This is a genomic window from Paenibacillus catalpae, assembly GCF_900112695.1.
GTDB lineage: Bacteria > Bacillota > Bacilli > Paenibacillales > Paenibacillaceae > Pristimantibacillus > Pristimantibacillus catalpae.
The window spans coordinates 327,469-349,299 of the sequence record NZ_FOMT01000006.1 but is presented as its reverse complement, the minus strand read 5'-3'; the positions used below and the strand labels follow the sequence as shown (position 1 = coordinate 349,299).

The window sequence follows — 21,831 nt, the reverse complement described above, 5'->3', positions numbered from 1 at the left end:
TATTGTAACACAAACAGAAAAAAGCGGAGAAGGGTCTTAACCCTTCACCGCGCCTGCTACCATACCTTTTGTAATCTTATCTGCGAGCAAGAAGTAAATCACGATAACCGGAAGTGCACCAAGTACGAGGAATGCACCTATCGCTCCGTAGTTGACCGAATATTGGCTGACGAAGCTGTATACCCCGAAAGGCAATGTTTTGAGACGCTCACTCGAGATAAATGTTGCTGCCAGAATGTACTCATTCCAGATGTTAATGAAGGTCAGAATACAAACCGTTACCATTGGCGGAACGGATACCGGAAGGACGATATTCCAGAAGATCCGGAAGACTCCCGCTCCGTCTACGATCGCCGATTCTTCAATCTCGTGAGGAATCGACTTCATAAATCCGCTTAGAATAAATACGGCGATTGGCGTCTGGAATGCAATGTAAGGGAAGATAAGCGCCTTATGCGTATTCAGAAAATCGAGATTTTTGAAGATGATCATCAGCGGCAAAAGCGTCGCCTGCATCGGGATCATCATTCCGATCAGGAAGATGACCATCACGGCCTGACCGTATTTCCACTTGAAGCGGCTGATGGCAAAGGATACAAGCGAGCTGAGGAACAGAACGCCTACCATTGTAATCAGGGTAACTTTCAAGCTGTTAAACAGGTATTTAACGTAATTGCCCGACTCCATCGCAGCACTGTAGTTGCTCCATTGCGGAACATGCGGCAGAGCGAAAAATTGTCCGGACAAAATTTCTTCGTTTGTCTTTAACGAGTAGATAGCCAGCCACAAGAGCGGATACAATTGGGTGACTAACAGAATCGCCAGTAGAACCCACATGAGAGTTTTCCCGATCGAAAACTTTCTTTGCGGCTTAATGCTCGGCAACACTGCTGTGTGTGTACTTTGGCTCATGGTCGTATCCCTCCTTCGTTACGTGTATTTCCGTTCCAGACGGTTGAATCCATAGTTGATAACCACTGTTGCGACAAGGCAAACTACAACCAGAATGGCTGCAATGGCACTTCCGTATCCATATTTCATCGACAAGATTGACATTCTGTACATATGCGTCGCGATAACGTCCGTTGCGTTACCAGGACCGCCGCCTGTCATTACCATAATCATGTCGAACGATTGAAGAGAGCCGATAAAGGCAAGGACAATCGAGATTTTGAAGATCGGAACGTTCATTGGCAATGTAATATGCCAGTCAGCTTTCAAGCCTTCAGCGCCATCAATTTTGGCTGCTTCATAAATATCCGACGGAATGTTCTGAATACCCGTGAACTGAATGAGGGTGTGATAACCAAGGTATTGCCACAAGGCTACGAAGTACAAGCTGTACATCGCGATATCTGGATCTGTCAACCACTGCTGCTGCAAGCTTCCAAGGCCTACCCACTCAAGAACCTGGTTAAGCATGCCGCCCATGGACGCAGGGTTGTAGATTGTTTTCCATAGTTGTCCGATAATAACAACCGACAAAATTACCGGCATAAAATAGCTGGATACAAGGAAATTCGGCTTCTTGACGAAGCGGCTAAGTAAGATTGCGACAAACAAAGCGATTGGAATTTCAAGCATGGAAAATACGGCAAACATTAACGTATGGCGTACAGCGGGCCAAAACACTTTATCATGGAATAACAAATCTTTAAAGTTTTCCAGACCGATAAATTTCGATTCGCCGATCCCGTTCCAATCAATTAAGCTGGTATACAGGGAAACGATGATTGGAACAAATACGAGGCAGACATAGAGCAACAAACACGGCAGCACGAACAGCGCTATCGTTAACTTCGAAACCTTCAGTACGTTCATCTCGTGTGCCCTCCTATCTTTATTAGCTGTTATAAACATAGCTGCGAAAGGAATTCCTGGGAGAGAATCCCTTTCGCAACCGTGTGTAGCTTTTTATATTTTTATCTGTTGGTTAAAGCTTATTTGTTGCTTTCGTAAGCCGTTTGATGCTCTTTTGCAACTTCAGCGGAATCTTTCTTCTGAACGAAGATGTTTTGGATGGAAGTCAAGTGACCTTGAGCTGTACCAGGGTTCATCGTATTATCGAACGCGAGGTCGCCGCCTTTAACTTCTTTGAACAGATCCAGAACGTTGATCGCCATATCGGAGTAGCCGGCTGCTTTGAAGTCGCCGTCCACTTTTTGAGCCAAACCTACAGCGCCTTTAACTGCGAATGCTTCTTTAGGGAAGTTCAGCATGAAGTAGTTCAGGAAATCTTTTGTTTCTTGCAGGTGTTTGCTGTCTGCAGAGATCGCGAATGCGGAACCTGGAGCAAGCATGAATTGGTTAGCGTCGCCTTTGCCGTTTACAGTAGGGAATTTGAATACGCCTACTTTACCTTTTACAGCTTCAGATGTTTCGATACCGCCAGTTGCCCACGAGCCCATGTAGTACATGGCAGCTTTACCGGTTTTGAACAGGTTCTCGCCAGCGTTATAGTCGAAAGATGTAACGCCTTCTTGGAATGCGCCTGCTTGGATCAGGTTTTGCATAGCGTCTACAGCTTCAACGAATGCTGGATCTTCGAATGTTTTCTTGCCGGCTACAACGTCAGACAGGAAGCCAGGGCCGCCGTTTGTGCGGAGCAGGACGTTCATGAACAGGAACGAACCGGTCCAAGTATCTTTTTCACCGATTGCCATTGGCTGAATGCCTTTAGCCTTCAATGTTTTTACGTCTTCGACCATTTCTTCGAATGTCTCAGGAGTTTTTGTAATGCCTGCTTGCTCGAAAAGCTCTTTGTTGTAGTAAACAACGCCGATGTTGTTGCCGTCTGGCAATGCGTACAGGTTATTGTCGAACGTATAGAAATCAAGAACGCCGTCTTGGAATGTATCTTTCAGGCCGTTTTGCTCAACCATGTCGTTCAGCGGCGCGAACAGTCCTGCATCAACGTACGGCTGCATTTGTGCTGCCGGGTTAACGATGGTGATGTCCGGCACTTCTTTCGAAGCTGCTTGTGTTTTAAGCTTTTGTTTCTGTTGGTCTGTATTTAGGGAGTCCAGCTCAATCTTCACGTTAGGATGCTCGGATTGGTATTGGTCTACAATCTTCTTCATCATGTTGTGCTTCGGATCGGTTGGATCTGGGTAAATGTTTTGGAAAGTGATTGTGATTTTTTCGTTGCTCGCCGGTTTCTCTGTAGCAGCGTTAGTTGCACCTGCATTATTGGAAGCTTCCGAGTTGCCGCCGTTATTGCTGTTAGAGCCGCAAGCTGTCAAGCTGATTGCCAAGGAACCTGTAAGTACAAGACCAAGAATGCTCTTCATATTCATTTTAGCCATTTGTTTATCCCCCTTGTTTGTTATGCTCTTATTATCTTGAAATCTGCAAACCCTTACAATGTGTGAACTTAGGATATGAGGTAGGTTTTCTTTAGGTCTTGAGATTCCCCCTTTAAAATCCCCCACTCGAATGCTGTCGAACTATATTTGACTATGCGGTTATTATTTGTTGCTCCAAGAAGCGAATATCCCGGCAGAAAAGGATTCCCAGTGAATCCCGGAGCATTCCAAGCCCTATTTATGAAACAACAATGATAATGCTTAGAAATAAAAAAAGCCGCATCCCTGGACCTAACTGGACCGGGAATACAGCTAATATGTTTATGAGTTCATTATTAAGCCGTGATTTTGTATTGCTTCTTCCACTTGCTAACGTGCAGCTTCATGCCTTTCATCTTGCAGTATTCCTTCAGCGGGATCATGACGCCGTTTGGCCCTTTGTACGGCTGTTCCTTGAATGCCGCTTCCTTGCCGTCCACATGAACCGTAACCGCCGCTTCATTCAGATCCAGCGCCTTCAGCTTCTCGAGCAGCTGCTTCGCGGATTCGCCTGCCCTCGCACCGTTCAAGCGGAAGCCGTTCGTCTGCCCTCGGCCGTTAATCCCTTCTTTCACGGTGAAGGAGATGGAGATGCCCACTTCCTTCAGAATATCCAGCACCTCGGCATTATATGCCCCGTAAGGGAAAGCGATAACGCCTCTTGTGTTGCCCAGCTCTTCTTTGAGACGCTGCTCGGCTTTCTCCAGATCCGTCTTCACGCGGGCATGGTACTCCTCGTCCGTCTCGACGCGCTTCTCTTTCTTCAAATATTGATGACGCGTCAGCACGGGCTTCGTTAAGCCATCGGCACGCATCACGCCGTATTTGTGACTGTCGTATGTATGATTATAGAAAGACATGCCCGACTTCTGCATTTCCCGCATCTGGTCCCACGTCATCTTTGGACGGGCCTTTTGCTTTGGATTGGCCGCATTATCCGCGCCCGAGCCGATAACGAAATTAACGGCAGGGTAACCATGCTCCTTCAGAACCGGAAAAGCTTCCGTATAAAAGCTTTCATAACCGTCGTCAAACGTGAGCAATACCGCATTGTCCGGAACATTGCCTTTATTTTCGATAAAATCAGCATATTGATCGATTGTGATTATATGGAATCCATCTGCCTTAAGCAGCTCCATCTGTTCCTTGAATACATCCATCGGAATGGCGGATTCTGCCTCCGCGCCTTTTATCATTGTTTTCTTTACGGATGTTCCAATTAAATCATGGTACATCAGAACGGCAACTTTATCGGAATAATAAACCCCGCTGCTCCCCGGATCCTTCAGCGTCCATTCCAGCTTCGACTGAAAGGTCGTTTCCAGGAAGGAGGCCGGCACCATCGGTTCCCCGTCGACCATATCCACGGCCGGCGGCTTCTTAACCTTTTCCCCATTGACGTAAAAGCTGACCGGTGTATTGCCTTTCGGAACGGAACATGAAACTGCAATGAGCATTAGACATAAAATGAGTAGAATAAAGTTCGTCCATAGTGTTAAACGGACCTTAAACATGCCTTACTTCCCCCTAAATATCAATCTATTTCATTGTTTTACAAATACTGGACAGCAAACGAAAAAAAAAAGCTGCTGCCTAGTACTCCTACTAAACGCAGTTTATAGCTGGAATGTTGCTCCATTATGATAAAATTTTAATGTAAACTCTATTATATAGGGACGGTGAAGAAATGAACATTGCTATTTTTGGAGCGACAGGAAGGGTCGGACACTTGATTTGCGCCCATTCCCTGGAGGATGGACATACCGTTACAGCTCTTGCGAGAACACCGGAAAAGTTAAAAAACTTGGCCGAAAGGAATGCCTCGTTAAAGATTGTGGAAGGGAATGCGGTTCAGGTGGAGGCCATTCGCAAAACTTTGCAGGGAGCGGATGCCGTCATCAGCGCATTAAGCACTGACGGCGGATCTGTTCTGTCTGACAGCTTGCCTCTAATTCTGGCTTCGATGAAGCAGCTCGGGATCAAACGAATTGTGGCCATTGGCACTGCGGGGGTACTGGACAGCCGGGTTGAACCGGGGCTGCTCCGCTATCAATCCAGCGAATCGAGGCGAACTCTCACGCGGGCTGCCGAGGAGCATCATGCGGCATTTCGTTTATTGGAAGAATCGGGGCTCGATTGGACACTGGTCTGCCCGACTTATCTACCTGACGGCCCGGCTGAAGGAGGCTACCGGGTAGAGCATAACTATTTGCCGGAGAACGGCGCGAGGATAACAACCGGCGATACCGCTGCATTTGCCTATGCCCAGCTGTTCAGCGAGCAATATTCGCGAGCCCGGGCAGGTATAGCCTATTAAAGAGAAAAACAGCCGGGCTGGCGCTTCATGCGCGAGCCTCGGCTTGTTTGATGAAAAGGATGCTTTACGATTCAAGCAGGGCCTGAATCTCTTCGTTGATTTTCTCCGGGGTAATATTAGGACCAAACCGCTTCACGACTTTACCTTCCTTGTTGATCAGGAATTTGGTGAAGTTCCACTTGATCCGCTTCGAGCCAAGCAGCCCGCGCGCATCTCTGGTGAGCTTCTGGAACAGCGGATGCGCCGTGCTGCCGTTTACGTCAACCTTCTCGTAAAGCGGGAAATTCACGCCGAAATTCAGTTCACAGGACTGCGCAATCGCCGCATTATCCTCGAGCTCCTGGTTCATGAACTGACCGCTGGGGAAGCCTAATACGGCAAAGCCCTTCTCTTTATACGTGTCATGGAGATTCTGCAAGCCCTTGAATTGCGGGGCAAACCCGCATTTGGTTGCCGTATTTACGATGAGCAGCACTTGGCCCTTGTATGGAGCCAGCGTTTGTTTCTCGCCTTTGATCGTTTTTACCTCGATATCATATAGGGACATTGTGAATGCATCTCCTTCTAAATAAATTGTTATTAATTAAATTGTATAAAATATATTGTCGGTTGTCAAAGGCTGTTTGTTCCTTTTGACACGTTTTAGAGGCAGTGCTACAATACAATCACCCAATTAATTGCATACAATTTATATAGAGACGGATATCGAACAAGGGGGTTACGACAGCTGTGAACAACGATGAACTGATGAAGCTGGATAACCAGCTATGCTTTGCCTTTTATGCATGCTCCAGAGAGATCACGAAGCTCTACCGTCCTTTACTGGCCGAGCTTGGACTTACGTACACCCAGTATATTACGCTGCTTGCCCTATGGGAGCAGGATAATGTATCGGTGAAGGAGCTGGGCGCCAAGCTGTTGCTGGATTCGGGCACACTGACCCCGCTTCTGAAGAAGCTGGAGTCCATGGGGCTGCTGACAAGAGCACGGGATAAATCCGATGAACGGCACCTCGTGGTCCGCTTGACCATGAAAGGTGAACAGCTTCGGGAGAAGGCCTCCTGTGTACCTGTACGGTTGTTTGAGGGAACAGACGTAGAGCCAGAGGAGCTGTTTGCGCTTCGCAAGCAGGTGCAGACCCTCATGAGTAAAATGAGCGAAGCTACTTAAGTTATAGCATTAGCCAAATAGCAGGCTGTCTGTCTTGTACAGACGGCCTGCTATTTTTTGTGTCCCAGCCTATTGACTCCGTACCACCCCTCCTATATAGTTGGTTACACGAGTAATCAACCACTTAGGTGACCAAGAGGTGATAAATACGATATGACACTAATCATCGATGACAGCCGTCCCATCTTCGTGCAGATTGCCGAACGAATAGAAGACGACATTATTCAAGGACGGCTTCCGGAGGAATCGCAGGTGCCTTCGAAGAACGAGTTCGCCTCCTTTTATCAGATTAACCCCGCAACCGCCGCGAAGGGCGTCAACCTGCTGGTAGACGAAGGAATCTTGTATAAGAAAAGAGGGATTGGAATGTTCGTGGCCACAGGAGCACGTGCTGTGCTGGTAGAGAAACGCAAGGAGCAGTTTTTCGAGCAGTACGTCGTTACCATGCTGAGAGAAGCAGAGAAGCTGGGCATTTCGGCTGATCAATTATCGGATATGATTCGGAGAGGGGATGCAAAATGACAAGCAGCGTTGTAGAAGTAAAAAATCTAACCAAATCGTACGGGAAGGTTACGGCCGTGAATGACGTTACCTTCTCGCTTGAGCCGAATAAAATTTACGGACTGCTTGGACGCAATGGCGCCGGGAAAACAACGATCATGCATATGATTACGGCCCAGCTGTTCGCGACAAGCGGGGAGCTCAAAGTATTCGGAGAAGAGCCTTATGAGAACGAGAGGGTGCTCAGCCAGGTCTGCTTCATTAAAGAGAGCCTGAAATACCCGGATAATTACATGGTCAAGGATGTGCTTGAGCTGTCCGCCTCCCTCTTTCCCAATTGGGATAAGGAATATGCGGACTCTCTGGTGCTCGACTTTCAGCTGCCGCTGAAGCGAAGAATGAAAAAGCTGTCCCGCGGCATGCACTCCTCCGTCGGCATTATCGTCGGGCTTGCCAGCCGCGCTCCGTTAACGATTTTTGACGAGCCATACCTAGGCTTGGACGCTGTTGCGAGAGCCATGTTCTACGACCGGCTCATTGAGGACTACTCCGAATATCCGCGGACCATCGTATTGTCCACTCATCTCATTGATGAAGTAAGCCGTATGCTGGAGCATATTATCGTCATCGACGGCGGTAAGATTCTTATTAACGAAGATGCCGAGGAGCTGCGCGGCTCAGCCTATTCGATTGCCGGTACAGCAAGTGCCGTTGAAAGCTTCATCGCAGGGAAAAAGGTCATTTCGCGCGAGCCGTTTGGCGGATTGCTGACAGCGGGCGTGTTCGAAAGGCTGACGGAAACCGACCGGAAACGGGCGGAATCGCTGGGATTGCAAACAGCCGCTATCTCCCTGCAGCAGCTGATCGTTCAATTAACCAATAAAAAACTTGAAACCAAAGGAGGCTCCCGTCCATGAATCGAATCGCGAACGTGATCAAGCTTCTGAATCGCGACAAGCATACCTGGATGACCGTCCCTGCAGGCATTCTCGGATCCAGCTTTATCGTGAATGTGATTATCGGCTTCGGAAGCGGAATTGCGATCTATACCGGCGGCTTGTCATCCATCTTCATCTATATGCTTGTCCTTGGCATTATCGTGCTGCCGCAAACCTTTCCGTTTGCCATCAGCTTCAGCATCCGGAGAACCGATTATTTTATCGGCACCGTCTTAAATGCCATTCTGTCGAGCGCACTTGTGACCCTGATTCTCATGATCCTGGCAGCTATAGAGGATGCCACTAACGGCTGGGGAGTACAGCTGCACTTCTTCAACCTTCCGTTCCTGACAGACGGTAATTTGGCCCAGGAGTTTCTGACAGAGTTCATCCTGCTGCTGACCATGTTCTTGTTGGGCTTTGCGATCGGAAGTGTTTTCCGAAAATTCAGAGCAATCGGACTATTTGTCACAAGCTTGGCCGCAATGATCGTAACGACTCTCCTTGTCGTTCTAGCAACGCTTAATAACTGGTGGGAGCCGATCTGGAACTGGCTGCAGGAGATCACCGCGTTCGAGCTGTCGCTGTGGCTGCTGCCGATTGCCTTATGCTTCGCCATCCTTTCCTTCCTGCTGATCCGCAGATCCACCGTATAGATTCTTTATCGTAAAATAATCGTCCCCCTTGTCAGACATCCAGTGTCATCGGTTGCTGCTGTTGAATACAACGGTAATACCAATGCTGCTGGACTGCCAGACAAGGGGGATTTTATATGGATTTGCGGAGCTTGATGAACCTTGAGGATTATGAACGGCTGGAGGTTATTCAGGATGTGAAGAGCGGATTAACCGCTGTCATTGCAATCCATAATACGAAGCTTGGCCCTGCTCTTGGGGGCTGCAGAATGTGGAAATACCTGTCCGTCGAGGATGCGATAATAGATGCGTTCAGACTGGCACGTGGGATGACTTATAAATCGGCAATGGCGGAGCTGCCCCTCGGCGGCGGCAAAGCGGTCATTATCGGAGACCCCGGCAAGGATAAAAGCGAGCCCTTGTTCCGTGCTCTCGGACGGTTTATCAACCGGCTGCATGGTGAATATATTACCGGAATGGATGTTGGAACAACCTCGGCGGATATGGACTGGGTATATAAAGAGACGCCGTATGTCACAGACATCACCGGATCGCTTGGCGCTTCCGGCACGTTTACTGCGGATATGACTGCCTATGGCGTGTATCTGGGAATGAAAGCTTCCCTCAAGAAACTTGACGGGTCGGATAGCTTGTCCGGCAAAGTGGTTGCCGTTCAAGGGCTCGGGAAGGTCGGGATGTTCCTCTGCCGCTACCTGGCTCTTGCCGGAGCCAAGCTCATTGTGGCGGACTTGAATGAGGAGCTTGTGCAGAAGGCGGTAATGCATTACGGGGCTAAGGCAACTCCGGTGAAGGATATAGCGCAAGAACTATGTGACATCTACTCTCCTTGCGCGCTTGGGGGCATCATCAACGATACGTCCATCCCGCAGCTTCAATGCCGGATTATTGCCGGGGCCGCCAATAATCAGCTGGCAGAGGAGCGGCATGGCGACGTACTGCATTCGCGGGGCATCCTGTATGCTCCTGACTATGTGGTGAACGCAGGCGGGATCATTGTGACCGCAGCCGAGCTCAACGGCAACTCGCCCTCCTACGCCAGAAGCCGCGTCGAGCGGATCTATGGTACGCTCATGAACGTGTTTGCCTGGTCTGACAAGTTCGGGATATCCGCTGCCAGAGCCGCTAACCAGCTCACCGAGAAGCTGCTTAGCGAGTGAGTCCATAGATAGAACCAACCAAGGGCTGCTCCTGACGGTCATGATGACCGCCGGGAGCAGCCCTCGTTCACTGATCCGTTTATTCGATTTCTGCTTTCCGCTCCTTTATAATGAGGACATAGGCAAGTTACCCGTGAAAGGAGCCGGAATAAATGAAAGAAGAGATTATTAAACGACTGACCTCGTATGTCATCGTAGATACCCAATCCAATGAGGAGAGCGAGACCTGCCCCTCCACTCCCGGCCAGCTTACTCTTGCGAACCAGCTGGTTGAGGAACTGAAAGCAATCGGGATGGATGAGGTAACGATTGATTCGAACGGTTATGTAATGGCCACTCTGCCCGCTAACTCCGATAAACAGGTGCCGATTATCGGCTTTCTGGCACACGTAGACACAGCAACCGATTTTACCGGAAAAAATGTAAAGCCGCAGCTCGTCGAATACGAAGGCGGCGACATTACGCTAAACGAAGGGCTTGGCGTCGTGCTGTCGACAAAAGATTTCCCTGAACTCAGCCAATATAAAGGCCATACGCTGATGACAACAGACGGCACAACACTGCTTGGCGCCGACAATAAAGCCGGCATCGCCGAGATTATGACCGCGATGGCCTATCTGATCGCGAATCCGGACATCAAGCATGGCAAGATCCGCGTCGCTTTCACGCCGGATGAAGAGATTGGCCGCGGGCCTCACCGCTTTGACGTGGCTGCTTTTGGCGCCAAATATGCTTACACCGTTGACGGCGGTCCGCTTGGCGAGCTGGAATACGAGAGCTTTAACGCGGCGTCTGCCAAGATCACCGTTAATGGCACCAACGTCCATCCCGGCACTGCCAAAGGCAAGATGATCAACTCGATGAAAATCGCCATGGACCTTCACAGCCGTCTTCCCGCAGGCGAAGCGCCTGAGTTTACCGAAGGCTATGAAGGCTTCTACCATCTGAACACGCTGCAGGGCGATGTCGAACAGACGAAGATGTCCTACATCATCCGCGACCATAACCGCGAGAAATTCGAAGCCAAGAAAGCGAATATCTCCCGAATCGTCGAGGAATTGAAAGCCGTCCACGGTCCAAACAGTATCGTTCTTGAACTGAAAGACCAGTACTATAACATGCGCGACAAAATCGAGCCGGTTATCCGGATCGTTGAGATCGCCCGCGATGCGATGGAGAGTCTTGATATTAAGCCGATCATCAAGCCGATCCGCGGCGGTACTGACGGTTCGCAGCTGTCCTATATGGGACTGCCGACTCCGAATATTTTCACCGGGGGCGAGAATTATCACGGCAAATTCGAGTATGTTTCCGTTGATAACATGGTCAAATCGGTCCAGGTGATTGTCGAGATTATTAAACGGTTCGAAGCAAGCGGCGAATAATTAGGATGGCCGCTCGACTTCAAACTGCTCTCCTAGCTTCGCATACGATGAACCCGCCAGCCGGCTGACCGGTTGAAGCGCCGCCGCATCAACATGTCTCCGCTCGTCAACTACAGCTTCATCCAAATGATAGCGGACAACGCGGCCAATAAGCAGATCGGCAGCAGGCGCTTCGGCTGTTCCGCCCAGCGGGATCGCTTGCTCGAGCACACATTCCAGCCTAACCTTGGCTTCGGCAATGCCGGGAACGGAAATGTGCTCGCTAGGAACAGCCGTCAGTCCGGCCAGCGCAACCTCGCTCTCCTCCGGCGGCAGGTTGGCTGCCGTCACATTAAGCTTTTCTACATACGCTTCATCCGCAATGTGGACAACAAACTCTCCTCTAGCGATGGCATGACGAGAGGTATCCTTCGGGATACCTTTTTTGCGCTGCACGGAAACGGAGATCAGCGGCGGATCAGCTGTAACGATATTGAAATAACTGAACGGCGCCGCATTCAGCACGCCATCCTCGGAAAGAGTTGTTACCAAGGCAATCGGCCTTGGAATAATGGTGCCCGTCAGCAGCTTGTAATTCTCGCGTTCACTTATTTCTTCCGGATCAATACGAATCATGGTCCTGCCGCCTCCTCTTTTATTAAAATTGTTCGTTGTACCAAGCTGCGGCAGCTGCAACTTCCGAGCGCGTAAGCTGATGGCCGAACCGTTCCCAATGAACGGCTACCGCTGCGCCGGCTCCGCCAAGCAGCTCTTCCAGCTCCTTCGTCTCGTCTGCCGAGCAGATCGGATCATTCACGCCGGCCCCGATAAATACCGGCACCCCGGACAGATCCGGCAGTTCAAGCCCGCGGATTGGAACCATCGGATGATGCAGGATCGCCCCGCGAAGCGAGTCCTTGTAGTGAAACAGCAGGCTTCCGGCGATATTCGCCCCGTTGGAGTAACCGATGGCTACCAAGTTGCGACGGTCGAAGCCATACTCTTCTGCCGCTTGATCAAGAAAGTCATTCAGCTCCTTCGTCCGGAATACCAGATCCTCCAGATCAAATACACCTTCCGCAATACGGCGGAAGTAACGCGCCATCCCGTTCTCCGATACATTACCCCGGATACTCAGTACCGAAGATTCCGGCGACAGACCTGCCGCGAGCGGCAGCAAATCATGCTCCGTCCCGCCTGTGCCATGGAAGAGGACGAGGACTGGCGCCGCCGGGTTTGTTCCCTGTTTGAATATATGTTTCATATTGATTCCTCCTAAACTGAATTGTCACCTTAGTGGCCAAGTTTTGGCCAGTTATGATGATTCATGCTTCATAGCATGCGCTAATGAATTATTACCCTAATGGCCCTACTCCGGGCCATTGTGATGATCCATACTTCGTAAGCATGAGTTAATGAATTATTAACGGTCCAGTTCCATTACGCGTACGTCAAACGGTGTGAGCAGCTGCTCGATTGTCGCGCGGTGTTGTTCATACCATGCAGGGAGCATCAATTGCTCACCCAGATGTTCGGGCTCTTCGTCACGTGCAAAGCCTGGAGGATCTGTAGCGATCTCGAAGAGTATGCCGCCTTGCTCACGGAAGTAGAGTGCATTGAAGTACTGGCGGTCCACAATAGGCGTTGGCTGGAAGCCGTTAGCGGCCACATGCTGCTGCCAAGTGAGATGCTCGGCATCGTCTTTTGCGCGCCATGCGATATGGTGAACGGTACCGTGACCGCCATGACCAGCCGCCATCGGTTCTGTGTTCACGTCGATGATGTTGCCCAGTTCACCAAACGATTGGTAACGGGCCAATCCGTTCTGCTCATCGACTTTCGACAGACCCATCACATGCTCCAGCAATTGTGCAGTAGCTGCCGGATTCGTGCTGTACAGAATCGCGCCGCCAAAGCCTTTGATGGCATGCTCAGCCGATACGCCGCCAAACGACCATGTGCTTCTTGGACCGTCTTCGCGTGCCACCAGCTCAACCAGCAAGCCGTCCGGATCGGCGAATTGCAGATACTGCTCGCCAAACCGCGTTGTTTCTTGGAACTCGATCGAGAATTTCGCCAGGCGCTCTCTCCAGAAGCCCAGTGTGCCTTCGGGTACAACATAAGTGGTGTAACCAACTTGGCCGCCGCCTACAACCCCTTTACGGGAGTTTTCCCAAGGGAAGAAGGTTATAATTGTGCCCGGGCTGCCCGCCTCATCGCCGAAGTACAGATGGTATACTTCCGGTGCGTCGAAGTTGATTGTTTTTTTCACGAGCCGAAGACCAAGCACCCCTGCATAAAAGTCTGTTGTCACCTGAGGATTTTTCACAAATGCTGTAATATGGTGAATCCCTGCTGTACGTTGGTTGGTTGTCATAATTTCCACTCTCCTATTGGGTTTATTTAGAATTTTAAAGAATCTTTAAATTAAGATATATGGTCTGACTTGATGTTTGATCGTTACGACCATCTTTATTTGAAGGTCGTCTGTGCGAACTTGCCTAATTTCTTGAGCAGTGCACTTGCCGTTTGCTTCTCTTCTGCCGTCAGTCCTCCGACCGCCTCATCAATAACGAGTGTATGCTGCGGGAACACTTCTTCAATAAACTGTGTGCCGGCATCGGTAACCTCGGCGTAAATTAACCTCCGGTCCTCGGTAGAAGCTCTGCGGCATACAAAGCCTTTCTTCTCCAGCTTATCGATGACGTAAGTGATATTACCGCTGCTCATTAGTACCTTCTCGCCGATTTGCTGCAGAGGTTGTGGACCCTTATGGTACAGAAGCTCAAGTACCCCGAATTCGGTCCGGTTAAGGCCATGCTTGCGGATATCCCGGTCGGCATGAGCGTTCACCCATTGGCTGGCTCTGGCAAGCGCGATGTAAAGATCAAGTGAATTATCCTTTTCTTTTTCCATTTGCTCGCCTCGCTTTCGTTTATCTTGATTTAAAGATACTTTATTTAGAGGTAATTGTAAAGGGGTTTTTGAAAAAAAGTTTGAAGAGGCTGTCCAACTGATGGACAACCTCCTTGATTACTGCTTGCCTTATGCCGATTCTTAGCGAACGTTAGGCGCAGAGTTCTCGCTTGGCGCTTTGTTTGGCGCCGGATTTGGTGCAGCATTTGGCGCTTGGTTGTTAGGCGCCATGTTGTTGCCTCCGCCAGTGCCGCCACCGCCGATGCCTTTGCCGCCTTTGCCGCCCTCTTGCATTTGGCCGCCACCGCCGCCAAAGCCTTTGCCGCCTTTGCCGCCCTCCTGCATTTGGCCGCCACCGCCGCCAAAGCCTTTGCCGCCTTTACCGCCTTCTTGCATTTGGCCGCCGCCGCCGAAGCCTTTGCCGCCGCCGCCTGTTCCGCCGCCACCGCCAGCTCCTGCGCCGCCTGCTCCGCCGCCGCCACCGATTCCTGCGCCGCCGCCTGCTCCGCCGCCGCCAATTCCTGCACCGCCGCCTGCTCCGCCGCCGCCAATTCCTGCGCCGCCGCCAGCTCCTGCGCCGCCACCTGCTCCTGCGCCACCGCCGCCGCCAGCTCCTGCGCCGCCGCCTGCTCCGCCGCCACCGATTCCTGCGCCGCCACCTGCTCCGCCGCCGTTGCCTACGCCGAGGCCTCTCGCTTTACCAGCGCCTTTGGCGCTTACTTTCTTACCGTATTTAACGGCGTTGTACGAGTAAGTAATCGACTGGAATGTCTTCGCATCAACCGAGCCAGTCACCTTAAGGCCATGCGTTTTTTGATAATGCTTGACTCCTCTTACCGTTGTATTGTCATAGTAACCGTTGATTTTTCCGGAGTAGCTGCCGATTCCCTTCAACATCCCTTGAATAACATAGATGTCCGGGCCTTTAGCTCCTTTGCCAACTGCAAGACTTGTACCAGCCCCGCTAAACATCAAAGCAGCAGACAGAACAACCGCACCAATGATTTTTCCTGCTTTGCTCGGTTTCCCTGTGCTCTCACGGGAAGACAGCATCCAATCCCATTTCATTTCCTAAGACACCTTCCTGTTCATGTTGAAATTGTTTTTCCACGCCTTACTATTCCCCAATTTGGAATTTCATACGGCTCCAATTTCGATTAAAAAATTAAAGAGTTTATCGTGAAAATTAAACATGTTACGCCGATCCCGATTATTCACTAAGACCCGTGTTATATAATAATTCCGCTTTCATTCCATTATTGAACGGGGGTCTCGACATGCTGAACGACAAGTATATCGAATTCAGTTATCACGAAGGCCAATTCCCGCTTTCCTATGACGGGAAAGCGGCAGATATTTACGTCTCTCAAGAGGACTACGCAGGTGTTATACGGGCAGTATCCGATTTGAAGCAGGATATTTACAAAGTCTCTCAGACCGATCCGCGGATTATTCATCTGGCAGAGGAACTCAAGAGCAGCAGTATCATCATCGGTACGGTCGGGAAAAGCCCCCTTGTCGATAAACTGATTGCGGAAGGAAAACTCGCAGCCTCTGAACTGACAGGCAAATGGGAGGCTTTTGTGCTGCAGACCGTGGCCAATCCGCTGCCTGGCGTTGACGAAGCACTCGTTATCGCAGGAAGCGACAAGCGCGGCACCATCTACGGCATTTATGATTTATGCGAGCAGATGGGCATATCACCCTGGTACTACTGGGCGGATGTTCCCGTACGTCAACGTACAGCCATAATGTTCCGTAACGGGACTTACAAGCAAGGCGAACCGTCCGTCAAATATAGAGGTATTTTTCTAAACGACGAAGGACCATCTCTTATGGCGTGGGTTAGAGAGAACTTCGGGGATTTCAAGCACAGCTTTTATGAAAACGTATTCGAGCTTCTGCTGCGCCTGAAGGCGAACTATCTATGGCCGGCGATGTGGGATAATACTTTCTATGAAGATGATAAATTAAACCCGGCTGTGGCCGACATGTACGGTATCGTAATCAGCACTTCGCATCACGAGCCGATGCAGCGTCCGCACGGCGACTGGAAGAAGCATAAGCAAGGGCCATGGGATTACTCCATTAATGAGGAAGTGCTCTACAGGTTCTGGGAGGAGGGCATCCGCAGAAGCGCCGGCTTCGAGAATGTCATCTCGCTTGGCATGCGGGGGGATGGCGATGAGGCGATGGGCGGTCAGTTGTCGTTTCAAGAAAAAATCGAACTTCTCCAACGGATCGTACAGGACCAGCGTCAGATTATCAGCGAGCAGATGAAGGCCGATCCATCCGAAGTGCCTCAGCTATGGGCCTTATATAAGGAAGTTCAGGATTACTATGAGAATGGCATGCGTGTGCCGGATGATATTACCTTGCTGTGGTCCGATGACAATCATGGCAATTTGCGCAGGGTGCCAACCGCTGAAGAGCGGAACCGCTCCGGCGGGGCAGGCATCTATTATCATCTTGATTATGTCGGCGGTCCCCGCTCCTACAAATGGGTGAACACCGTCCCGCTTGAGAAGATCTGGGAGCAGATGCACAAAGCGTACGAATATGGCGCAGACCGGATCTGGGTGCTGAATGTCGGCGACTTGAAGCCGATGGAATGCCAGCTGGAGTTCTTCCTTCGGATCGCCTGGGATATGGATGCCTTCACTAAAGACAACATCAGAGAATACAGCGTACGGTGGGCAGAGCAGCAATTTGGCTCCCGGTATGCAGAAGAAGCGTCCCTTATTATTAACCGTTACTCCAAATGGAACGGACGGCTGAAGCCGGAGCTATTGAATGCCGTGCCTCTCTATAGCTCTGTTCATTATAAAGAAGCAGATGCCGTTCTGACCGAGCTGCACGAGACGGTTGAGCTGGCCGAGCAAATTTATAATGAGCTGCATGAATCGGCAAAAGATGCCTTCTTTCAGCTGGCGCTCTATCCTGCTAAAGCTTCCGCCCAGGTGCTGGAGATGTATATCCATGCAACCAGAAGCAAGCTGTACGCCGCGCAGGGACGAGCTTCTGCCAACGTGGAGGCCGCTCTGGCCGCACAGCTGTTTAAAGACGATGCCGCACTGAGTTACAGGTATAACCACGAGATTGCAAACGGCAAATGGAACCATATGATGGATCAGCTGCATATCGGCTACACCTACTGGAACCAGCCGGAGGAGCATATTATGCCGGAGACCGGATCCGTCAAGCTGACTAGCGAAAGCTCCGGAATGGGTGTCGCGATCGAAGGCTCGGAGCTGGCATGGCCGCGTGATCCCCAGCTTCCTGCACTGCCGTTCGATAATTTCACCCGTGAGAGCCGCTATATCGACCTGTTCAACCAGGGAACAGAAGCGTTCACCTATTGCGCACGGGCCGATCAGCCATGGATCAAGCTAAGCAGCACGGCAGGAAGCATAAAGGTTGAGGAAAGAGTATGGGTAGAGATCGATTGGAACGAAGTGCCTCAAGGTGATAAGCTCTGCGGCAGCATAACGCTGATTGATCTGCTGACCAGCAAAGCCTTTACCGTTATGATTCATGTCAGCAATCCGGTTGCACCAACCCGTGAATCCTTATCCGGCTTTATCGAATCCAACGGATACATAGCGATTGAGGCAGAGCATTACAGCACGAATAAGGAGGCTGCTGGCGCAAGCTGGCAGGTCATCCCCCATTACGGCAGAACCTTGTCATCCATGGCTGTGTTCCCGGTAACCGCCCCTTCAACGCCTATACCCGCAGCAGGCGTATCGCCTTGCCTCGAATATGAAGTGTATCTGCTGACGACGGGCGAGCTGACCGTATCCGCTTTGATTGCTCCAACCATAGACTTTATTCCGGGACAGGGTCTGCGCCTTGGTGTATCGTTTGATGAAGGCCCCGTTCAGGTTGTCAGCGCGATCGGTCTTGCCAAAGACGGCAGCTACTCGGAATTGGACTGGGAGCAAAGCGTTATACTGAATATCCGCGCTGCGGTAACGAAGCATATTCTGCCGGAGGCCGGTTATCACACGTTGAAAATATGGATGGTTGACCCAATCGTTGTCCTGCAAAAAATACTGATCGACACCGGCGGCCTAAAGCCAAGCTACCTTGGACCGCCGGAAAGCTACAGGGGTACCCGATAGCAAGCAGCAAACCCTCTCCTGCCTATGCTGGAGAGGGTTCTTTTGTAAGCACATTAAGGTACAAACTTCACATCGGCCACCTTGCCGCTTTCCACAAATCCAATGTTCTGATAGACCTTATTGGAATCCGGATTGGTCAGATCGGCGTACAGCATCGGTATCCGGTGCTCCTGTTCAATCAGGCCGCAGCAGGCGGCAACTGTTGCACTCGCATATCCCCGCTTGCGCAAAGCCAAGGGCGTATAGACATAATTGATCCGGGCATGACGCGGAGAACGGTGGGCGATATGCGCCATCGATACAGGGGTTCCATCCACGATCCACAAAAATAAGTTGCCCGATGCAACGGTATTTTCCGCTGCTGGTATTTGACTGGCCGGGTGAACTTTATACCCGTACGCACTTTCGGCGAAGCCTGCCATAAAATCCGCAATCAGCGGCACATCTGCGGACTGGGTTGGTCTCAGTGTTCCTGCAACGGCTGACGGGTACAGAATCTCCGGACAATAATAAGCTTCCATCCCCATTTTGTACTCCGGACGAACACGGAAACGAGCGGCGTATAGCTCGGCAAACAGCTTGGCATGTCTCGGCTCTGCTGTAATTCCGCGAAGCATATGACCCGCCAGCTTCACCAATCCCTGCAGGATGGAGAGCCGCTCTTCTTCGCCCAGCCTGTGGTCCACCCACAACCAGGCATTATGACCCGGCGAGCCTGCGAATATCGCTGAGCCGTCTTTATATCTGTACACGACTGACTGGCTCATCTCGCATATCTTATGCAGCAGGTTCATCTTCACTTCATCTGCGATAAATAACGGTGACGTCAGAGCATGTATCGCCTGTTCGCCAGACTGCAGCTTCTCCCACATCACAATCCCCCTTTCGTCATCGGCATGCGAACATAGAAAGTTCCCCCAGTCTATATGTATCTGAAATATTCGTCAATCCTACAAAAAGCCCTGCTCCAGGGAGCAGGGCTTTGCATGAATTTATGCTTTAACAGGCTCCGGACGCTTGAGTTGGAGCGGAGGAGGAATCAACCAGCCTTTGTCCTTCACCATCTCCAGTATGCGGACGCCAAGGGCTGCTTTCGCTATATGATACTTTCCAAATAGCGCACCGATATCTTCCCGTATAGACTGGCCCATGGCCTGACTGCAAGCCATCAGGCCCGCTGATACATCAACTGCTATTCCAGCGGCAATCTCATTGTCGGCAAATCTTGCCCCTGCAGGGATATCTTCAAGCTTGACCGGCGGTCTCTCCGGCATAGTTGGTGCCGGAGTAATCCCGTTATCCGTAAGCAAAGTGTCCAGTTCCTTGATCTCCAGCTTTGCTTGATCAATAAGGGCATCCAGAATCTTTTTAAGGTCTTTGTCACCAGCATGGTTTAAATAAGCCTGATAGCAGGAAACAGCGCCTTTAGCTGCTGTAGAGGCTTGCCATACGGCATAGACCTCGCCATAATGCATCGGTTCGTCTTTCGGATTACCACCTAAAATGCCCATTATAAACGCTCCTTTTTATCCCTGATGTATGAACGGGTTTAGTATGCTGCAGGACAGCTTGTTTTCATAAAATAACCCCCTGCTTATAACAGGGGGCACTTATAATGCCCAATTATTTAGGTGCGTTCACGGTCACGGCTTCTTAAGCCAAATAATCCGGCCAGACCAAGCAGACCAAGCCAGCCCCAATCGAAATCATCATCGTCTGCTGTGTTGGCTAAATTACGGTAATTGCCGGTTGTTGTACCTGTACCATTGGTGCTGTAACCGTTCATTGTTGTGCCGTAGTTGCCTGTACCTCTTGTACCATTTGTACCAAAGGTATTGGAATTCATCCGGTTCGTACCGTTTGTGCCAAACGTGTTCATTCCGTTTGTTGTTGCATTGTAGTTGTTTGTACGGTTCGTCGTATTATTGCCGTAGCCGTCAGTACCATACGTGCCATAAGTCGTTGCACCATAATGAGTCGAGCGGTAGTTGTCTGCAGCCACTTCATCTTTAGCATTTGCAGCAAAAGCAGGAGCAGAAGCGGCGGACAGCAGGATCGTTGCGGCGAATAGCGTCGAGAATACCTTCTTTTTCATTGTCGAAGACCTCCCTTTGATGTTTGGTACACCTTTAAGTGTGCTGCTTGGGAGAAGCGGATATTCTGCCATATTTTTAGCCGGGGAAGAATGCCGCCTATATCCAATCCTTCTCGTCCGAATATATTATCTCAGATGTTAGCGGCAATTCTTTCCGGGAGGGTGGACGAGATGGCAAAAACGATTGTTGTGGAAATCGAGTTTAACAACCGTTCGAACAGGGGCGGTGTCTATAAAATCGGGTTAACCCCGCAATGGATTAAATACCGGATGGCGGTCTTTATGAAATTCACTCTTCAAAGCCTGCTTAAACAAACGAATCAGAATTTCCATGCCTTCATCCGCTATACGGAGCGGACCGAAGCCACTGTCCGGGCCGCATTGGCGAAATATCCGAAGCTGCCGGCCAACATCCGGTTCGTTGCAGAGAATAAGTATCAAGATAAGCTGCGCAAAACCGTTGGCAGCAGCCCTTATCTTTATCTTGTCCGGCTCGATTGTGACGACACTTACCACCGGACCTATATCGACCAGCTTCATAAATATAAGCCAAAAGCCGGAACCCGGGCACTCATTAACCAGGCCGGTTATATTTATGACAGCGTCAGGCACCGGATCGCCACCGTAAGCAAGTCTTCGCCGCCTTTCTATACATGGATATACAAGTCGGAGCAATATTTTAACGGGTTTCGCTACAAAACGGTGGACGGACACAGCGGTGTCATCAAGCATAGCCATGAGATCCTGACGACAGCCGGTAAACGCAACTACATGGTTGTTGTTCATAAACGCAATACGCTGAATCAGCGGCTGCTGAACCGGCATAAGTTTATTGCCAGCAAGATAAAAGTAAATGCCATTCTTAGCAAGTATATTTAGTGTGCGAAGCTTCATAATTACAGGACCCGCTGGGGAAATTAAAACCGTCAAAATACGATGAGGCGGTGCAGCGAAATGGGAAGACGCAGCAGAAGATTACTGGTTCCTGAAGCAGGCGCAGCGATGCAAACTTTAAAAGCTAACGTTATGCGGCAGGAAGGATTCGCGGTTGATGAGAACAGACCTGATGACGTGAAATATGAAGTGGCAAGCGAACTGGGAATTCGGATGAACCGCGGGGGCGACAACGGAGATATGAAGACCGAGGATGCCGGCCATGTTGGCGGAAGAATCGGCGGTGCGATGATTCGGGAGATGATCCGGATGGCGCAAGAGAAGCTTGCAAAGCGGCAGCCATAGGCTGCCGCTT

General features: G+C 50.4%; 23 protein-coding genes. 10 read left to right on the top strand and 13 right to left on the bottom strand.

Features of this window, described 5'->3' with window-relative positions; genetic code table 11:
• Positions 1–36: 36 nt before the first annotated feature.
• From BM200_RS26170 to BM200_RS26155, 4 genes are all read right to left on the bottom strand, one after another.
• Positions 37–912 (bottom strand): carbohydrate ABC transporter permease, encoded by an 876-nt coding sequence (locus BM200_RS26170; RefSeq protein WP_091189741.1) that lies wholly within the window; start codon positions 910–912, stop codon positions 37–39.
• Positions 913–930: 18 nt separating this feature from the next.
• Positions 931–1,821, bottom strand: coding sequence for a carbohydrate ABC transporter permease (locus tag BM200_RS26165; RefSeq protein ID WP_091189739.1), 891 nt, complete (start codon positions 1,819–1,821; stop codon positions 931–933).
• A gap of 119 nt (positions 1,822–1,940) precedes the next feature.
• A complete protein-coding gene (locus tag BM200_RS26160; protein WP_091189738.1) occupies positions 1,941–3,305 on the bottom strand; it encodes an extracellular solute-binding protein in 1,365 nt (454 codons plus the stop codon).
• Positions 3,306–3,640: 335 nt separating this feature from the next.
• A complete protein-coding gene (locus BM200_RS26155; protein WP_091189736.1) occupies positions 3,641–4,858 on the bottom strand; it encodes a polysaccharide deacetylase family protein in 1,218 nt (405 codons plus the stop codon).
• 173 nt (positions 4,859–5,031) lie between these two features.
• Between BM200_RS26155 and BM200_RS26150 the strand changes: the two genes are divergently transcribed.
• Positions 5,032–5,661: an NAD(P)-dependent oxidoreductase gene (locus BM200_RS26150; protein ID WP_091189734.1), complete on the top strand. Its 630-nt coding sequence runs from the start codon at positions 5,032–5,034 to the stop codon at positions 5,659–5,661.
• A gap of 64 nt (positions 5,662–5,725) precedes the next feature.
• Here BM200_RS26150 and BM200_RS26145 read toward each other — a convergent pair whose 3' ends face one another.
• Positions 5,726–6,208: a glutathione peroxidase gene (locus BM200_RS26145; RefSeq protein ID WP_091189733.1), complete on the bottom strand. Its 483-nt coding sequence runs from the start codon at positions 6,206–6,208 to the stop codon at positions 5,726–5,728.
• A 200-nt stretch (positions 6,209–6,408) separates the two neighbouring features.
• On the opposite strand from BM200_RS26145, the gene BM200_RS26140 reads away from it, so the two are divergent.
• From BM200_RS26140 to pepT, 6 genes are all read left to right on the top strand, one after another.
• Positions 6,409–6,831: a MarR family winged helix-turn-helix transcriptional regulator gene (locus tag BM200_RS26140; RefSeq protein WP_217649591.1), complete on the top strand. Its 423-nt coding sequence runs from the start codon at positions 6,409–6,411 to the stop codon at positions 6,829–6,831.
• A 153-nt stretch (positions 6,832–6,984) separates the two neighbouring features.
• Entirely contained in the window at positions 6,985–7,353 is a 369-nt protein-coding gene (locus tag BM200_RS26135) for a GntR family transcriptional regulator (RefSeq protein WP_091189730.1), read from the top strand.
• Complete coding sequence (locus BM200_RS26130; RefSeq protein WP_091189728.1) at positions 7,350–8,249, top strand: ABC transporter ATP-binding protein; 900 nt, start codon at positions 7,350–7,352, stop codon at positions 8,247–8,249. The genes BM200_RS26135 and BM200_RS26130 overlap by 4 nt, the downstream gene beginning before the upstream one ends.
• Entirely contained in the window at positions 8,246–8,926 is a 681-nt protein-coding gene (locus tag BM200_RS26125; RefSeq protein WP_091189727.1) for a hypothetical protein, read from the top strand. The genes BM200_RS26130 and BM200_RS26125 overlap by 4 nt, the downstream gene beginning before the upstream one ends.
• Positions 8,927–9,042: 116 nt before the next feature.
• The gene (locus BM200_RS26120) at positions 9,043–10,083 is read left to right on the top strand and encodes a Glu/Leu/Phe/Val family dehydrogenase (RefSeq protein WP_091189726.1); all 1,041 of its coding nucleotides are present in this window, start codon (positions 9,043–9,045) and stop codon (positions 10,081–10,083) included.
• Between the two features lie 152 nt (positions 10,084–10,235).
• Positions 10,236–11,468 (top strand): peptidase T, encoded by a 1,233-nt coding sequence (gene pepT, locus BM200_RS26115; RefSeq protein ID WP_091189725.1) that lies wholly within the window; start codon positions 10,236–10,238, stop codon positions 11,466–11,468.
• Here the strand turns inward: pepT and BM200_RS26110 are convergent, their stop codons facing one another.
• From BM200_RS26110 to BM200_RS26090, 5 genes are all read right to left on the bottom strand, one after another.
• Positions 11,469–12,083, bottom strand: coding sequence for a flavin reductase family protein (locus BM200_RS26110; protein ID WP_091189723.1), 615 nt, complete (start codon positions 12,081–12,083; stop codon positions 11,469–11,471).
• Positions 12,084–12,105: 22 nt separating this feature from the next.
• Positions 12,106–12,711 (bottom strand): alpha/beta hydrolase, encoded by a 606-nt coding sequence (locus BM200_RS26105; protein WP_175533029.1) that lies wholly within the window; start codon positions 12,709–12,711, stop codon positions 12,106–12,108.
• 159 nt (positions 12,712–12,870) lie between these two features.
• Complete coding sequence (locus BM200_RS26100; protein ID WP_091189719.1) at positions 12,871–13,824, bottom strand: VOC family protein; 954 nt, start codon at positions 13,822–13,824, stop codon at positions 12,871–12,873.
• 95 nt (positions 13,825–13,919) lie between these two features.
• Entirely contained in the window at positions 13,920–14,363 is a 444-nt protein-coding gene (locus BM200_RS26095) for a MarR family winged helix-turn-helix transcriptional regulator (protein ID WP_091189718.1), read from the bottom strand.
• A gap of 141 nt (positions 14,364–14,504) precedes the next feature.
• Positions 14,505–15,431, bottom strand: coding sequence for a peptidoglycan-binding domain-containing protein (locus BM200_RS26090; protein WP_091189717.1), 927 nt, complete (start codon positions 15,429–15,431; stop codon positions 14,505–14,507).
• A gap of 209 nt (positions 15,432–15,640) precedes the next feature.
• On the opposite strand from BM200_RS26090, the gene BM200_RS26085 reads away from it, so the two are divergent.
• On the top strand, positions 15,641–18,487 hold the full coding sequence (locus BM200_RS26085) for a glycosyl hydrolase 115 family protein (RefSeq protein WP_091189715.1): 2,847 nt from the start codon (positions 15,641–15,643) through the stop codon (positions 18,485–18,487).
• A gap of 53 nt (positions 18,488–18,540) precedes the next feature.
• On the opposite strand, the gene BM200_RS26080 is transcribed toward BM200_RS26085, so the two are convergent.
• The 3 genes from BM200_RS26080 to BM200_RS30515 form a co-directional block, all read right to left on the bottom strand.
• The gene (locus BM200_RS26080; protein ID WP_091189713.1) at positions 18,541–19,359 is read right to left on the bottom strand and encodes a GNAT family N-acetyltransferase; all 819 of its coding nucleotides are present in this window, start codon (positions 19,357–19,359) and stop codon (positions 18,541–18,543) included.
• 120 nt (positions 19,360–19,479) lie between these two features.
• Entirely contained in the window at positions 19,480–19,998 is a 519-nt protein-coding gene (locus BM200_RS26075; RefSeq protein WP_091189711.1) for a DUF3231 family protein, read from the bottom strand.
• A 116-nt stretch (positions 19,999–20,114) separates the two neighbouring features.
• Positions 20,115–20,582: a WGxxGxxG family protein gene (locus BM200_RS30515; protein ID WP_091189710.1), complete on the bottom strand. Its 468-nt coding sequence runs from the start codon at positions 20,580–20,582 to the stop codon at positions 20,115–20,117.
• A gap of 171 nt (positions 20,583–20,753) precedes the next feature.
• Here BM200_RS30515 and BM200_RS26065 point away from each other — a divergent pair, with 171 nt between their 5' ends.
• Both BM200_RS26065 and BM200_RS26060 read left to right on the top strand, forming a co-directional pair.
• Complete coding sequence (locus tag BM200_RS26065) at positions 20,754–21,461, top strand: glycosyltransferase (protein ID WP_175533028.1); 708 nt, start codon at positions 20,754–20,756, stop codon at positions 21,459–21,461.
• Positions 21,462–21,536: 75 nt separating this feature from the next.
• On the top strand, positions 21,537–21,821 hold the full coding sequence (locus BM200_RS26060; protein ID WP_091189707.1) for an alpha/beta-type small acid-soluble spore protein: 285 nt from the start codon (positions 21,537–21,539) through the stop codon (positions 21,819–21,821).
• Positions 21,822–21,831: the final 10 nt, after the last annotated feature.

Bases quoted from the DNA above. Each gene is read 5' to 3' on its own strand.
- BM200_RS26150 (WP_091189734.1), top strand. From the start codon at position 5,032: ATGAACATTGCTATTTTTGGAGCGACAGGAAGGGTCGGACACTTGATT.
- BM200_RS26080 (WP_091189713.1), bottom strand. From the start codon at position 19,359: ATGTGGGAGAAGCTGCAGTCTGGCGAACAGGCGATACATGCTCTGACG.
- BM200_RS26125 (WP_091189727.1), top strand. From the start codon at position 8,246: ATGAATCGAATCGCGAACGTGATCAAGCTTCTGAATCGCGACAAGCAT.
- BM200_RS26100 (WP_091189719.1), bottom strand. From the start codon at position 13,824: ATGACAACCAACCAACGTACAGCAGGGATTCACCATATTACAGCATTT.
- BM200_RS30515 (WP_091189710.1), bottom strand. From the start codon at position 20,582: ATGAAAAAGAAGGTATTCTCGACGCTATTCGCCGCAACGATCCTGCTG.
- BM200_RS26060 (WP_091189707.1), top strand. From the start codon at position 21,537: ATGGGAAGACGCAGCAGAAGATTACTGGTTCCTGAAGCAGGCGCAGCG.
- BM200_RS26160 (WP_091189738.1), bottom strand. From the start codon at position 3,305: ATGGCTAAAATGAATATGAAGAGCATTCTTGGTCTTGTACTTACAGGT.
- BM200_RS26145 (WP_091189733.1), bottom strand. From the start codon at position 6,208: ATGTCCCTATATGATATCGAGGTAAAAACGATCAAAGGCGAGAAACAA.
- BM200_RS26075 (WP_091189711.1), bottom strand. From the start codon at position 19,998: ATGGGCATTTTAGGTGGTAATCCGAAAGACGAACCGATGCATTATGGC.
- BM200_RS26110 (WP_091189723.1), bottom strand. From the start codon at position 12,083: ATGATTCGTATTGATCCGGAAGAAATAAGTGAACGCGAGAATTACAAG.
- BM200_RS26065 (WP_175533028.1), top strand. From the start codon at position 20,754: ATGGCAAAAACGATTGTTGTGGAAATCGAGTTTAACAACCGTTCGAAC.
- BM200_RS26090 (WP_091189717.1), bottom strand. From the start codon at position 15,431: ATGAAATGGGATTGGATGCTGTCTTCCCGTGAGAGCACAGGGAAACCG.
- BM200_RS26120 (WP_091189726.1), top strand. From the start codon at position 9,043: ATGGATTTGCGGAGCTTGATGAACCTTGAGGATTATGAACGGCTGGAG.
- BM200_RS26095 (WP_091189718.1), bottom strand. From the start codon at position 14,363: ATGGAAAAAGAAAAGGATAATTCACTTGATCTTTACATCGCGCTTGCC.
- BM200_RS26165 (WP_091189739.1), bottom strand. From the start codon at position 1,821: ATGAACGTACTGAAGGTTTCGAAGTTAACGATAGCGCTGTTCGTGCTG.
- BM200_RS26140 (WP_217649591.1), top strand. From the start codon at position 6,409: ATGAAGCTGGATAACCAGCTATGCTTTGCCTTTTATGCATGCTCCAGA.
- BM200_RS26155 (WP_091189736.1), bottom strand. From the start codon at position 4,858: ATGTTTAAGGTCCGTTTAACACTATGGACGAACTTTATTCTACTCATT.
- pepT (WP_091189725.1), top strand. From the start codon at position 10,236: ATGAAAGAAGAGATTATTAAACGACTGACCTCGTATGTCATCGTAGAT.
- BM200_RS26085 (WP_091189715.1), top strand. From the start codon at position 15,641: ATGCTGAACGACAAGTATATCGAATTCAGTTATCACGAAGGCCAATTC.
- BM200_RS26130 (WP_091189728.1), top strand. From the start codon at position 7,350: ATGACAAGCAGCGTTGTAGAAGTAAAAAATCTAACCAAATCGTACGGG.
- BM200_RS26105 (WP_175533029.1), bottom strand. From the start codon at position 12,711: ATGAAACATATATTCAAACAGGGAACAAACCCGGCGGCGCCAGTCCTC.
- BM200_RS26170 (WP_091189741.1), bottom strand. From the start codon at position 912: ATGAGCCAAAGTACACACACAGCAGTGTTGCCGAGCATTAAGCCGCAA.
- BM200_RS26135 (WP_091189730.1), top strand. From the start codon at position 6,985: ATGACACTAATCATCGATGACAGCCGTCCCATCTTCGTGCAGATTGCC.